The sequence below is a fragment of the Microbacterium sp. genome (genome assembly GCF_032084865.1).
Classification (GTDB): Bacteria; Actinomycetota; Actinomycetes; order Actinomycetales; family Microbacteriaceae; genus Microbacterium.
The window spans coordinates 1,487-15,792 of sequence record NZ_DAMDLU010000061.1 but is presented as its reverse complement, the minus strand read 5'-3'; the positions used below and the strand labels follow the sequence as shown (position 1 = coordinate 15,792).

11 protein-coding genes and 1 tRNA gene are annotated in these 14,306 nt (G+C 68.9%); 11 read left to right on the top strand and 1 reads right to left on the bottom strand.

What is annotated here, in order from left to right; genetic code table 11:
• Window positions 1-600 (top strand): 3'-5' exonuclease (locus RT309_RS08165; protein ID WP_313356364.1); only part of this gene is annotated, 600 nt, incomplete at its 5' end.
• 830 nt (window positions 601-1,430) lie between these two features.
• Here the strand turns inward: RT309_RS08165 and RT309_RS08160 are convergent.
• On the bottom strand, window positions 1,431-2,813 hold the full coding sequence (locus tag RT309_RS08160) for a zinc-dependent metalloprotease (RefSeq protein WP_313356363.1): 1,383 nt from the start codon (window positions 2,811-2,813) through the stop codon (window positions 1,431-1,433).
• Between the two features lie 118 nt (window positions 2,814-2,931).
• Between RT309_RS08160 and RT309_RS08155 the strand changes: the two genes are divergently transcribed.
• The 10 genes from RT309_RS08155 (at window position 2,932) to RT309_RS08110 (ending at window position 14,164) form a co-directional block, all read left to right on the top strand.
• The gene (locus tag RT309_RS08155; RefSeq protein ID WP_313356361.1) at window positions 2,932-4,023 is read left to right on the top strand and encodes a PDZ domain-containing protein; all 1,092 of its coding nucleotides are present in this window, start codon (window positions 2,932-2,934) and stop codon (window positions 4,021-4,023) included.
• 66 nt (window positions 4,024-4,089) lie between these two features.
• Complete coding sequence (locus tag RT309_RS08150) at window positions 4,090-7,005, top strand: UPF0182 family protein (RefSeq protein ID WP_313356359.1); 2,916 nt, start codon at window positions 4,090-4,092, stop codon at window positions 7,003-7,005.
• Between the two features lie 123 nt (window positions 7,006-7,128).
• Window positions 7,129-7,332 (top strand): DUF1918 domain-containing protein, encoded by a 204-nt coding sequence (locus tag RT309_RS08145; protein WP_313356358.1) that lies wholly within the window; start codon window positions 7,129-7,131, stop codon window positions 7,330-7,332.
• 64 nt (window positions 7,333-7,396) lie between these two features.
• A tRNA-Met gene (locus RT309_RS08140) sits at window positions 7,397-7,470 on the top strand.
• Between the two features lie 152 nt (window positions 7,471-7,622).
• Window positions 7,623-8,162 (top strand): hypothetical protein, encoded by a 540-nt coding sequence (locus tag RT309_RS08135; RefSeq protein ID WP_313356356.1) that lies wholly within the window; start codon window positions 7,623-7,625, stop codon window positions 8,160-8,162.
• Between the two features lie 33 nt (window positions 8,163-8,195).
• Window positions 8,196-9,296, top strand: coding sequence for an acyl-CoA desaturase (locus RT309_RS08130; protein WP_313356355.1), 1,101 nt, complete (start codon window positions 8,196-8,198; stop codon window positions 9,294-9,296).
• Window positions 9,293-10,276 carry a diacylglycerol kinase family protein gene (locus RT309_RS08125; RefSeq protein ID WP_313356354.1) on the top strand — a complete coding sequence of 328 codons (984 nt, stop codon included), beginning with the start codon at window positions 9,293-9,295 and terminating at the stop codon, window positions 10,274-10,276. The genes RT309_RS08130 and RT309_RS08125 overlap by 4 nt, the downstream gene beginning before the upstream one ends.
• Window positions 10,277-10,432: 156 nt before the next feature.
• Window positions 10,433-11,929, top strand: coding sequence for a cellulase family glycosylhydrolase (locus RT309_RS08120; protein WP_313356352.1), 1,497 nt, complete (start codon window positions 10,433-10,435; stop codon window positions 11,927-11,929).
• A gap of 4 nt (window positions 11,930-11,933) precedes the next feature.
• On the top strand, window positions 11,934-13,346 hold the full coding sequence (locus RT309_RS08115) for an MFS transporter (RefSeq protein WP_313356351.1): 1,413 nt from the start codon (window positions 11,934-11,936) through the stop codon (window positions 13,344-13,346).
• Window positions 13,347-13,360: 14 nt separating this feature from the next.
• The gene (locus RT309_RS08110) at window positions 13,361-14,164 is read left to right on the top strand and encodes a carbon-nitrogen hydrolase family protein (protein ID WP_313356350.1); all 804 of its coding nucleotides are present in this window, start codon (window positions 13,361-13,363) and stop codon (window positions 14,162-14,164) included.
• Window positions 14,165-14,306: the final 142 nt, after the last annotated feature.

Below are 14,306 nucleotides of genomic sequence, written 5' to 3'. Positions count from 1 at the left end.
GGCACGCGCTTCTTCGACATGCCCGAGGTCCGCCAGGCGGTGCTCGCGCTGCGGGGTGCCGCGGTCGCGCCGACGGATGCCGGTTTCCTGCCGACCGTGCGCGACGTGCTGCGCGGCCTCGGCCTCACCGACGAGCCGCCGCAGGCCGGCGGTGCGCAGCGGGACGGGTGGGAGGCACGTCGCGCGATCCTGCGTCTGGCCGAGGAGGCACAGCCCGGCACGACGCTGCGCGTCTTCGCAGACGATCTGATGGCGCGGGCGAAGGATCAGCACGAGCCGACCCTGCAGACCGTCACCCTGTCGACCCTGCACGCGGCGAAGGGCCTCGAATGGCCGCACGTGCTGCTGGCGGGGTGGGCGGAGGGCTCTCTGCCGATCTCGTACGCGACGACGTTCGAGAACATCGACGAGGAGCGCCGTCTCGCCTACGTCGGCATCACGCGAGCCGCGCGAACGCTGGCGGTGTCGTGGGCGCGGTCAGCGGGGCGGGGGGAGCGGTCTGCGTCACGCTTCCTGGCGGAGATCGGAACGACAGCTCGCGGCACGGGCATTCTGCGTGATGTCGCACCGACCGCCAGGCGTGCCGCCCGTCGGGGCTGACCCGCACCGTCAGCCCTGCCGAGGGTGTCGGGGTGCGCAGGATGCGTGCCGCGAGTGACGCGGCGTGGGCGATGCGCGCCGAGGTCACCTGCGTGGTCGTGCCCACGAGCTGCGCATGCAGGCGCGGCCACGCCTCGTCCCGGTCGCGCTCGTGCGCGTCGCGACACGACAGGCACGGTGTGTGCCCCGGCACGACGAGGGGTCCGATCACCGCGGCGTCCTGCTCGAAGCCGATCGGAAGGTGCGGCAGGTCGTCGCGCAGGTATGAGGCGAGCTGCAGGGCGGCCGCGGCTCCGCCGACCATGACCACGGCCACCGCGCCGGGGGAGCGGGGGTCGGCCTCGTCGAGTCCCTCGTCGATCAGAGACTGGCGGAGCCGTTCCTGCCCCCGCCCGTCGGCGAGGTTGATGCCGTCGGCCCAGAACGGCGGCGCCGGCAGTGCGTCCTCGACGAGCAGCGGACGCAGGGTCGCCAGCATCCGCCGTGCGTCGCGACGCGGTGCGCCGACGCCGTGCGCGATCACATCGAAGGAGCTGATCCGGATGCCCGCGCGCAGCCGATTCAGCAGCGGCTCGACCCAGGAGCCTGCGACATCGAGGCGCACGACGTCCTCCAGGCCGAACTGCACCGTGTCCTCATCGCGCCAGAGCAGCGGATAACGCGGGTCCAGACGGGTCAACGTCGTCGGCGTCATCGGGCTCATGCCCTGATTGTGCGTCGATGCGAGCCGTCTGCGGGGCGGAGAACGACGATCTGTGGACGGATCGGGCACTTCGGCGACTGTGCAGGATCAGTCCCGCAGCTCCCGATCTCCCACCAATGACGCGACGTCAGACGGGTCGGTCGCCCTCGGGACGATCACCCTCGGGTCGGTCGCCCTCGGGGGAGTCCTTGCCGAAGTCCTCGCCGTCGAGCAGGCGCGCGAGAGCCTCGTCGAGCTCGTCCGCCACCGGCGTCTCCCCGCGCTGCAGGGCCTCCAGGCGCGCGATGAGCGCCGACGGGTCGTCGATGTCCGAGGCGAGCGGCATGATGTCGGGGTAGTCCCACAGGGCATCCCGCTGGGCGATGCCGACGGCATCCGTCACCGACCGCCACATCGCCGACGCCTCGCGCAGGCGCCGGGGGCGCAGCTTGAGCCCGACGAGCGCACCCAGGGCGTCTTCGGCGGGGCCGCCGACCGCACGGCGCCGACGGGCCGCCTCGGCCAGCCGCGGGCCGTCGGGCAGGCGAGAGGTCGCCTCCTCGGTGACCACGTCGACCCAGCCGTCGATCGTGGCGATCAGGTTCTCGAGGCGGGCGAGCGCCTCGCGCTGCGCCTCGGTCTGCGCCGGAAGAAGCGCACCGCCCTCGATCGCCGCGCGCAGCTCTTCGGGGTTGGTCGGGTCGAGCCGGGATGCCAGGTCGTCGAGCACCTCGACGTCGACCGTCACCCCACGGGCGAAGTCGGTGATCTGCGAGAGCACGTGCAGGTGCAGCCACTTCGCGTGGCGGTACAGCCGGGCGTAGGCGAGCTCGCGCACCGCGAGGTACAGCGCGATCTGGTCTTCCGGGATCTCGAGGCCCGCACCGAAATCAGCGATGTTCTGCGGGATCACGGCGGCTGTTCCGGCGGGGAGCACGGGGATGCCGACGTCGCCGCCCGAGACGACCTCGAGCGAGAGCCGACCGAGCACCTGACCGAACTGGGCGGCGAACAGCGACGCGCCCAGGCCCCGCATCAGCTGCCCTGCACCCTGCACCATGCTCTGCATCTCGGGCGGAACCTGCGTCTCGAGGGCGCCGGTGAGGGCATCCGCGATCGACGTCGACACGGGGTCGGCGATCTCCTTCCAGACCGGCAGGGTCTTCTCGATCCATTCGCCGCGGGTCATCGCCTGTGGCGCCGAGGCGAGCTCCGAGATCGTCGTCGCCTCGCCGAGCCACAGGTTCGCCAGCCCGAAGGCATCCGCGAGCGACGCGCGCGAGCCGTCGGCGATGCCGAGACCGTCACGGTTCGCGATGTGCAGCGCACTCTGCCTGGCGCTCTGCCACGGATCGCCGCCGAACATGCCCTGCAGCTGCGACATGAACCCGGACATCTGGGCCGGGTCGATCGACATCCCGCCCATTCCCGACAGGGCGTCGCGCAGCGCCTCCGGGTCTACCTGCCCACCCGACATCATGCGACGGAGCATCTCCTCGAAGTCGGACGGATCCCGATCGTCATCTGCCATGCGATAGCCCTCTCAGCATGCCCGTAGCGTGTGCGCTCTACGCTAGTCACACGATCCTGTGCTCGTACCCGATGCGCCCGGATCGCTGTACGCCGCTCGCGAACGCCCCGGAGGTTCCGTGTCATCACGCCGCAGCAACGGCACGGTCACCGGCATCGTGGCGTTGAGCATCTCGCTGGTCGCGCTGGTCGCGCTCACCTTCGTGCCGACGCCGTACGTCATCCAGCGGCCGGGGCCGGTGTACGACACCCTCGGCACCGCTCGCAGCTCTGACGGCGACAAGGTGCCGCTGATCGAGATCGACGGCGCCAAGACCTACCCGACCGGCGGCACGCTCGATCTCACGACCGTGCAGGTGATCGGCAACCGCGAGCGCACACCCACCTGGTTCGAGCTCGCCATGGCGTGGACCGACCCGACACGCGCGGTCGTGCCGATCGACACGGTATTCCCGCAGGGTGTGAGCTCGAACGAACGCGACGAGCAGAACGCCGCTCTGATGGTCGATTCGCAGCACGAGGCCACCGCGGCGGCGCTCACCGAGCTCGGCTACGACGTCGGTGCGAAGGTGCGTGTCGTCGAGACCGTCGCCGACAGCCCGGCGGACGGAGAGCTGCGCGCCGACGATCTGGTCCTGGCGCTCGACGGCGAGGCGATCGACTCGGCCACCGGATTGCGGGATGCCACCCAGCAGGCCGAGGGAGCAGAGGTCACCCTCACGGTCGAGCGCGACGGCAAGGAGAAGACCGTCGCGGTCACGCCCGAGAAGTCCACCGACGCCGAAGGCAAGGAGGTGTGGCTGATCGGGATCTCCCTCACCACCGACTACGACTTCCCCGTCGACGTGCGGCTGCAGCTCGACAACGTGGGGGGCCCCAGCGCCGGCATGATGTTCGCCCTCGGGATCATCGACACGCTCACCCCCGGCGAGCTCAACGGCGGCGAGGACGTCGCCGGCACCGGCACCATCGACGCCGCGGGCACCGTCGGGCCGATCGGCGGCATCCGGCAGAAGCTGTACGGGGCGCGGGATGCGGGTGCGACCGTCTTCCTCGCGCCGGAGGGCAACTGCGACGAGGTCGTGGGCCACATCCCCGACGGACTGAAGGTGTTCCGCACCGGGACACTGGAGGAGTCGCTCGACATCCTCGGGGTGGTCGCCGAGGGCGGCGACACGTCGGCGCTTCCGGTCTGCACCGCGAAGCGCTGAGCCGCGCGGGGCGAACCGTGCGCGCATCCGGGGCCGCGTCATAGGTGGCCTGCCTAGGATGGAACAGTGACCTCGACCTCAGCGCCGCAGCCGGCCACGCCCAGCACATCACGACGGATACTCGCGATCTCGGTGGCGATCATCGCTGCCATCATCGCGGCGTTCTTCGTGTTCTCCTCGCTCTACACCGAGTTCCTCTGGTTCGACCAGCTCGACTTCGCGTCGGTGCTGACCACCCAGTGGATCGCCACCGCCACGATGTTCGCGGTGGGCTTCCTCGGCATGGCGCTGCCGATCTTCCTGTGCATCCAGCTGGCGTACCGGCTGCGCCCCGTCTACGTGCGCCTCAGCTCGCAGCTCGACCGCTACCAGGAGGTCATCGAGCCGCTGCGCCGCCTCGCGATGTGGGGCATGCCGGTGTTCTTCGGCGTGTTCGCCGGCTTCGCCGCCGCGGGCAACTGGAAGACCGTGTGGCTGTGGGCGAACGGGGTGACCACCGACACCCTCGACCCGCAGTTCGGCGTCGACACCGGCTTCTACCTCTTCGCGATGCCGTTCTACTCGGCTCTTCTGGCCTTCGCGTCGGCCGTGCTGCTGCTCTGCCTCGTGATCACCGCTCTCGTGTCGTACCTGTACGGCTCGGTGCGCATCGGGCAGCGTGAGCTGCGCATCTCGAAGCCGGCGCGCATCCAGCTGGCCGTGCTCGCCGGGCTCTACCTCGCCGTCCAGGCCGTGAGCCTCTGGCTCGACCGCTATCTCACCCTCGTGCAGCCGGAAGGCCGCATCACGGGTGCCGCGTACACCGGTGTCAACGCGACCATCCCGGGTCTCGCGATCCTGTCGATCATCGCGGCGGTCGTCGCGGTGCTCTTCCTCGTGACCGCCGTGATCGGCCGCTGGCGGTTCCCGCTGGCCGCCACCGCGCTGTTCGTGGTCGCGTCGCTCGTCGTCGGCATGGGGTACCCGTGGGTCGTGACCACCTTCCAGGTGAAGCCCAACGAGAACGCCTATCAGGCCGAGTTCTACGATCGCAGCATCGAGAGCACCAAGGAGGCGTACGGCGTCGCCGACATGGAGGTCACCCCGTTCGCCGCGACGACCGACACCGAGCCGGGGCAGCTGCGCGAGGACGCCGACACCACGGCCTCCGTGCGCATCATGGACCCGTCGATCATCAGCCCGACCGTGCGCCAGCTGCAGCAGTACCGCTCGTACTACCAGTTCGCTCCCGAGCTCGACGTCGACCGCTACCAGATCGACGGCAAGTCGCAGGACACCGTCGTCTCGGTGCGCGACCTCGATCTGACCAAGCTCGGCGGCGGCGACAGCTGGAACAACCGCGCCGCGGTGTACACACACGGTTACGGCCTCGTCGCGCTCGCGGGCAACCAGCGCACCAGCGACGGCGAGCCCGTCTTCCTCGAGCAGGGTATCCCCACCTCCGGCTTCCTCACCGAGACCGAGAAGTTCGAACCGCGCGTGTACTTCGGCGAGTCGTCGCCCGAGTACTCGATCGTCGGCGCGCCCAAGGGAACCGACCCGGTCGAGATCGATTACCCGCGCGGTGAGGACGGCGCGAGCGACACGAAGACGACGTTCAACGGCGACGGCGGCCCGCGCATCGGCAACACGTTCGTGAAGCTGCTGTACGCGATGAAGTTCCAGTCCGAGCAGATCCTGTTCTCGAACCTCGTGAACTCCGAGTCGCAGATCCTGTACGACCGCGACCCGAAGAAGCGCGTCGAGAAGGTCGCGCCCTACTTGACCCTCGACAACGACCCGTACCCGAGCGTCGTCGACGGTCGCATCGTCTGGATCGTCGACGGCTTCACCACGAGCGCCAGCTACCCGTACTCGAAGACGGTGAGCCTGCGCGATGCCATCGCGGACTCCCGCACCCCGGCATCCGTGGTCGCGTTCGACAACATCAACTACATCCGCAACTCGGTCAAGGCGACGGTCGACGCGTACGACGGCTCGGTGAAGCTGTACGCGTGGGACGACGAGGACCCGATCCTCAAGGCGTGGCAGAAGGTGTACCCGTCGACCGTCGAGCCGATCAGCGAGATGTCGGGCGACCTGATGAGCCACGTGCGCTACCCGACCGACCTGTTCAAGGTGCAGCGCGACGTGCTCGGGGTGTACCACATCGACGACGCGCGATCGTTCGCGCAGGAGGACAACCGCTGGCAGACACCGGACGACCCGCGCGCCAAGGACCGCCTGCAGCCGCCGTACTACCTCTCGATGAAGATGCCGGGCCAGGAAGAGCCGCGCTTCTCGATGTTCTCGACCTTCATCCCCGCCGCTCAGCAGGGTGAGAGCCGTGAGGTGCTGATGGGCTACCTCGCCGTCGATTCGGATGCCGGAAGCAAGAAGGGCGAGAAATCCGACGACTACGGCAAGCTGCGCCTGCTCGAGATCGACACCAACACCACGGTTCCCGGCCCCGGTCAGGTGCAGAACACCTTCGACTCCGACACCGAGATCGCCAACAAGCTGAACGTGCTGACGCTCGGCAAGTCGGACGTGAAGTACGGCAACCTGCTGACCCTTCCGGTGGGCGGCGGACTGCTGTACGTGCAGCCGGTCTTCGTGCAGTCGTCCGAGGGGACCAAGCTGCCGAACCTGCGCAAGGTGCTCGTCGCGTTCGGTGACCGGGTGGCCTTCGAGGACACGCTGACCGAAGCGCTCGACGTGCTCTTCGGCGGCGACGCGGGAGCTGCGGGCGGTGACGGCGACGTGGAGCCCACGACCCCCGAGACGCCTGCGGATCCGAATGCGCCCACCGAGCCCGACACGGGCAGCACCCCGCCCACCGGCGAGACGCTGACCGCGCTCGAAGAGGCACGTGCCGCGCTGTCGGCCCGTGAGGCCGCGCTGAAGTCCGGTGACCTCGAGAGGTTCGCCGCCGAGGACAAGAAGCTCACCGCCGCCATCGAGAAGCTGCTCGCTCTTGAGGACGAGGCCGCGAAGAAGTAGAGCCGGCAGCAGAAGGAGGGCATCCCGTCGGGTGCCCTCCTTCTGCGTTCCCGCCCTCTGGCGCCGCGACGATTCCGCACGCACAATGGGAGCATCGGATTCTCTTCGAGGAGGGCGATCGCGATGCGAGCAGCAGCAGGTTCGAGGATCGTGATCCACGGCGCGCACGTCGACAGTGCCGAGCGTCGCGGTGAGGTGCTCGAGGCGCGGGGCGAGGACGGCGGGCCGCCGTACCTGGTGCGCTTCGACGATGGCGGCGAGTCGCTGATCTTTCCGGGCCCGGATTGCGAGCTCGAGCACGCGCCTCAAGGCCCAGACGCGCCGTGACACACCCGGGGCGCACCCCTCGATTGGCCCTCTCTCTGAAGCCGTGTTAGGCTTTCTGATGTGCCGCGGGGTGGAGCAGTTCGGTAGCTCGCCGGGCTCATAACCCGGAGGTCGTAGGTTCAAATCCTGCCCCCGCAACAAGAGAGGCCCCGAGATCATAGCGATCTCGGGGCCTCGACCTTTTGGTCTGCGACAGACCGGTCGACATCTACGGATCACGCCGGTGGTCCGACTCGCGCGACTTCTGGCGAACCTGTGAGGCGCACATGTTGAAGGCGTAACGTCAGGTCATGGAGACACAGACACGAACAAGCGGTGCAGCCACCGCGACGCTGGGCCTGGGATCGGTGCTGGTGGGTTCGCTGCCTGCTGCGCTGATGACCGATCATGCCCCCGATCGATACACGGTGGAGGCGGTCTTCACACGCCGTCCCGACAAGGACGAGATCACCGAGATCCTGAGCAGCCAGACCCGGGACTTTCTGGCGAAGGCCGGATACCCGACCGTCGAGGTCTCGATCTCGGATCGTCGCCTGGAGATCGCGAACACGAACCTGGAAGAGCTCCGCGACGGTCTCGGTGGCGTACTCGCCGACCGGCTCGCGGAGATCAGTGCGAGCCTCCGTACCGAGCGAGACGCGGCGGCGGTGCGCTTCCAGCAGGCGGCCTCGGGTGAGCAGGACAGAGCAGCGGCTGTCGCTGCTCTGGCGGAGTCGGTGGCGTTCCACACCTCCGAGGGCCTCGCCTCCGACGCGGATCGGCGATCGACAGCGCTCGACGACCGCGCGGGCCTCGACAACTGGACCGACGAGGGCGGTCACGGACGCTGACCACGTCCGCGGCTGCAGGATGCGAGGCGCATCATGAGCGAGATCCGTTCGACCGCACCGCGCTCGACGGCGCGGTCGGGCAATCGGGGCGCCAGCGAGTTCACGGCGCTGGCGAAGACGATTCGGGATCACGGGCTGCTGCGACGACGGTACGGATACTACTGGTCGAAACTGATCGGGCTGCCGCTCGTGCTCGCCGCTGCTCTGCTGGCGTTCGTGTGGATCGGTGACACCTGGTGGCAGCTGTTCACAGCGGCGTTCCTCGCGGTGATGTTCACCCAGATCGCCTTTCTCGGCCACGATTCGGCCCATCGGCAGATCTTCGTCTCTGGCAAGTGGAACGACTGGGTGAGCCTTGTCCTCGGCGACCTGCTCGTGGGGATGAGCTACGGGTGGTGGCAGCACAAGCACACCCGTCACCACGCCAACCCGAACAAGCTGGGATCCGATCCGGACATCGAGCTGCCGGTGATCGTCGTCGCCCCGGAGCGGGCTGCGCCCCGTTCGCGGGCCATGTCGTGGCTGCGGTCGCACCAGGGAATCCTCTTCTTCCCGATCCTGTTCTTCGAAGGCGTCTCGCTGCATGCATCGGGGGTGCGCCGGGTGGTCACACGGGGACCGTTGAACAGACGAGCAGTCGAGATCGTCTTCCTCCTGGTGCGCCTGGTGGGCTTCCCGCTGCTCGTGTTCCTCGTGCTGTCACCGGGCATCGCGTTCGTGTTCCTCGCCGTTCAGCTCGGCCTCTTCGGGTTCTACATGGGCATGTCCTTCGCCCCGAACCACAAGGGCATGCCGATCGTCCCCCGTGACGGAAGCCTCGACTTCCTGCGGAGGCAGGCGATGATGAGCCGCAACATCCACGGCGGGCGTCTGCTCGATACGGCGATGGGCGGGCTGAACTACCAGATCGAGCATCACCTGTTCCCGTCGATGCCGCGCCCCCATCTGCGCAAGGCGGCGCCCATCATCGCCGCCTACTGTCGGAGCCACGACGTGCCGTACGTGCAGACCGGACTGCTCACGTCGTACGCGATCGTCGTGCGATACATCAACCGCGTCGGACTCGGAGAGCGTGACGTGTTCACCTGCCCTCTGGTCGAGCAGCGCCGATACATCACCTCTGCATCGCAGTGAACCGGCCCACAGCATCGGCGACCGGGCGACAGCACGCCGCCGTCGTCTACCACCCCGTGAAGGCCCCGCCCGATCGGCTTCGCGCTGCGATCATCGAGCACGAGGCCGCGCACGGCTGGGCGCAGACGCAGTGGTACGAGACCGGCAGCGATGACTCGGGTCGGGCCGCCGCCGAAAGTGCTCTCGCCTGCGAACCTTCGGTGGTGATCGTCGCGGGCGGTGATGGCACGGTGCGAACCGTCGCCGAGGTGATGCAGGGCACGGGCATTCCGATCGCGTTGGTTCCCTTCGGGACAGGCAATCTTCTCGCCCGTGATATCGGTGCGCCACTCAACGACCTCGCGGCCTGCGTCGCCGTCGCGTTCTCCGGTGTCGACCGATTGGTGGATGTCGGGGTCGCGGAGCTCGACGACGAGAGCGGGAGCCGTCGCACGCGCGTCTTTCTGGTCATGGCCGGTATCGGACTGGATGCCGAGATGGCGCAGAGCACGAGCGCTGTCGCGAAGAAGCACCTGGGCTGGTTCGCCTATGTGGCACCGATCGCCCGCTCGGTGGTCGCGAACAAGCTCTTCCATCTCGACTATCGGATCGACGGCGGGCGGGTGAGGTCGACTCGGGCGCACACGGTGATCGTCGGCAACTGCGGCACCCTCACCGGAAACTTGCTCCTGATCCCCGCTGCGATCATCGACGACGGGATGCTGGATGTCGTGATGATGCGGCCGGCGGGACGATTCGGGTGGGTGCGGATCGGAAACCGCCTCACCCTGCAGGGGCTCGCCCGCCGATCTCCGCTCAGCCGCAGACTGCTGCAGCAGACGCCCGACCACCACTCGCTGGCGTACGTCCAGGGCCGCCGGTTCGAAGCCAGATTCGATGCCCCTCGTCTCATCGAACTCGACGGCGACAGCTTCGGCCATGTCACTCGGGTTCGGGTGATCGTCCGCCCGGGCGCCCTGCCCGTGAGGGTGCCTGCCTGAGCAGACGCATCGACGTCGTGAGCGGATCCCGGCCCTCGGGCCTTCTGCATGTCGGCCCTTGTCCGCGCGCAGCGGACAGGCTAGCCTCCGAGGAGTGGGACATGTGTCCCACTCTTGACATGAGCACGCGGACGATGCGGTCCGCCGGAGAGCGACATGCCCGACGAGATCAGCCTTCCCGTCCGCCGCGACATCGCCGAGGGGTTCACGCCCCGGCCGGGCATCCCGCCGCTGCGCAGCGACGGACCCCGACTGCGCGACGCCCACGGGCGTCACCGTGTGCTGCACGGCATCAACCTCGTCGCGAAGGGCGGCAGCAGCGAGCACGGCGACCTCGTCGCGCGGGGGTTCACGGGCAGCTGGACGGCAGAGGACATCGCGGATCTCGCGGCGCGCGGATTCACCCTCGTGCGGCTCGGCGTGATCTGGGCGGCTGTCGAGCCGCGCCCGGGGGAGTACGACGACGACTACCTCGACTGGATCGCAGAGCAGCTCGATCTGATCGACGAGGCGGGGATGCTCGCGGTGCTCGACGCGCATCAGGATCTCTACTCGCAGCGGTTCAGCGACGGCGCGCCGCACTGGGCCACGCTCACCGACCAGCCGTTCGAGCCGACCGAGCTGTGGAGCGACGCGTATCTGACGAGCGGCGCCGTGCACGAGGCTCTGGACGCGTTCTGGCGCAACGACCCGGGGCCGGGCGGCGTCGGGCTGCAGGAGCGCTTCGCGGCCATGTGGGCGCACGTGGCCGCACGCCTGGGATCGCATCCCGCCGTCGCCGGGTACGACCTGCTCAACGAGCCGGCGCCGGGCAGCGCCGCTCCTGAGATCTTCGGCGCGGTCATCGGCGCATTCGCGCAGGCGACAGGCCAGCATCCCGAGCAGCTGCTGGCCGATTTCGCCGACCCGGAGACGAAGCTGCGCCAGCTCGCGCGCCTCGATGACGAGGCGGTGCATCGCGCGATCGGCGATGCCGTGCATCCGCTCGTCGCCGAATTCGAGCAGCAGAGCGTCGCGCCGCTCATGGAGCGCGTCACTCGGGCTGTGCGCGCCGTCGACCCGCACACCCTGATCCTGCGCGAGCACGGCTACTTCGCCAACCTGGGCATCCCGTCGGGGCAGCCGCCGCTCGGCGATTCGGGAGAGGTGTATTCGCCGCACGGGTACGACCTCACCGTCGACACCCCGGCGATCTCCCTGTCGAGCGACACTCGAGCGGCGACCATCTTCGCCCGGCACGCCGAGACCGCCGAACGGCTCGGGGTGCCCGTGATCGTCGGCGAATGGGGAGCGCTCGATCTGGGCGCCGGCGTGGCGGGTCATGCCACCGCCTTGCAGGATCTCTTCGACCGGCGCGGCTGGTCGTGGACGTACTGGTGCTGGCAGGAGGGATTCGCGGGCTCCGAGGCGGCCCGAGCCCTGACCAGGCCGCGTCCGGTCGCGTTCGCCGGCGACGGGCTGCGATGGCGGGTCGACGGCGGCGCGCTGCATGCCCGGTGGCAGGGCGCCGACACCGGTGCCCCCTCGGTGTTCTTCGCGCCCGACGGAGAGCCGCGGGCGACGTGCGACGGGCATCCGGTGCGTGCCGAACGCGACGGCGCCTGGATCACGGTGCCCGCGCGGACGGGCGAGTTCGAACTGACGGTGGGGTAGCGCGATGGCCCTCACGTTCCGTCAGAAGGCGCTGCTGTCGACGCCCCTGCCGGCGACGTGGATGTCGAACGTGGTCATCCACAACGTGTACGTGAAGTTCTACACCGACGTCATCGGCCTCGATCCCGCGTACGTCGGCTGGGTGTACCTGGCCTTCAACATCTGGAACGTCATCAACGACCCCGTCTTCGGCGTCATCCTCGACAAGATGCGCTACAAGCCGGGTCGGGGCAAGTTCCTGCGGGTGATGCGCACGACGGTGCCGTTCATGCTGCTCGGTCTCGTCGCCATGGCGTGGAGCGACCCGTCGTGGTCGCAGACGACGCTGCTCTGGGTGTTCCTCATCGAGCTGTTCCTGTTCGACGTCGCGTCGACGTTCTACCTCATCGCCACCACGAGCTACGTCTATCTCGCCGCGCCGACGCGCGAGGACCGCATCGACATCGAGGTCGGCAAGACCTGGATCGGAAACGTCACCTCCGCGTTCGCCACGATCGTCGCGACCCAGCTGCTGGTCGGCGACACGGTCACCGAGCACACGACGATGGCCACGATCCTGATGGGCGTGGTCGCCCTGAACGCGCTGCTCTACCTCATCCCGGTGCTGCGGCTCAAGGATCCGCCCGAGCTGTACGAGCGGGGCGATGCGGGCGAGCAGATCGTCACCTGGCGTCAGCTCGTCGCCGACGCCCGTTCGATCCTGCGCATGCGCGCGTTCTGGGCGTGGTTCGCGTGGGGCACGACAGCGCTCGCGCCGATGGGGATGTACTTCACCGCCTTCCTGTACTTCATGGATCACGTGATCCGCAGCTCGGGCACCGAGGCGACCATCACCGACGTGGGGTCCATGGCCGTGGTGCTTCTGCTGCTGCCGCTGTTCGCCCGCGCGATCAAGCGCATCGGCAGCCGGACGAGCCTGTTCATCGGGCTGGTGCCGTACGTGCTCGGGCTTGCTGCGCTGTTCTTCGCCACGCAGTGGTGGCACGCGCTGCTGTGCTACATCGTGCTGATGAGCGGGCGGCACATCATGATGACCGCCGGGGCGCCGCTGGAGGCGGCGCTGGTCGACGAGAACGAGCGGATCACCGGCACGCGCAAGACGGGCTCGTTCGCCGCGCTGCGCGCTCTGATGTCGGCGCCCTTGATCGGCAGCCAGACGGCGCTGTTCCTCTGGCTGATCAGCGCGTTCGGCTACGACCAGGGTGCAGAGGTGCAGTCCGAGAGTGCACAGCTGGGCATCCGGATCGCGACAGCCGTCGTGCCGATCGTCTTCGCCCTGGTCGGCGCCGTCGCCCTGTTCTTCCTGCCGTACACGCGCCGCGTCGAAGCCGAGCTCAGCGCGTTCTCGCGCGAGCGCCGTGGTGGGCGCACGGCCTTCACCGCACCCGAGACTCGCGCGCTCGCACCGCGGGAGTGAGGGAGGATGGCAGCATGAACGCAGCCGCTCCTCTCGTCGCCGTGTGCCAGTTCGCTCCGGATGCCTCACCCGAGCGCAACCGCGAGCGGATCGCCGTGCTGGTCGCCGCAGCGGCGGAACGCGGTGCGGATGTTGTCGTGCTGCCGGAGTACGCGAACTACTTCACGCCCGAGATGGACGATGCCCTCGCGCGTAACGCCGAGCGCCTCGACGGCAGGTTCGTCGAGACGATGCGCGCGCTCGCCGCCGAGCACGACCTGGTCGTCGTCGCCGGGATGGTCGAGAAAGCCGACGCCGGTCGGGTGCACAACACCGTCGTCGCGGTGTCGGATGCCGGGGTGCAGGCGACCTATCGCAAACAGCACCTGTACGACGCGTTCGGGCAGCGGGAGTCGGACTGGATTGAGCCGGGAGAGCTCGGTGACGCGGCCGTGTTCGAGGCCTGCGGCCTGCGGTTCGGGCTGATGACCTGCTACGACCTGCGCTTCCCGGAGGTGGCGAGGACTCTGGTGGATGCCGGAGCGGACGCCCTGATCGTCCCGGCCGAGTGGGTGCGCGGCCCCCTCAAGGAGCACCACTGGAACACGCTGCTCACCGCTCGGGCCATCGAGAACACCGCGTACGTGATCGCGGCCGACCATCCGGCTCCGATCGGCGTCGGCTTCTCGCAGGTGATCGACCCGCAGGGCGTCGTCGTCGCCGGCGTCAGCGCGGGGGAGGGCATGGCCATGGCATCCCTCGACCCCGGCCTGATCGCCCGCACCCGAGAGACGAACCCGTCACTGCGGCTGCGCCGCTACCGCGTCGTGCCCCGCTGAACGCCCTCCCGCCGCGCCCCCGATCGCGTGCGAAACGGGGGGCGGCGCGCTGTCGATCGCGTACAAAACGGGGGCCGACACTCCAGATGTCGGACCGATCCGCGTGAAGCGTCCGACATCTGGAGTGTCGGCCCCCGGAATG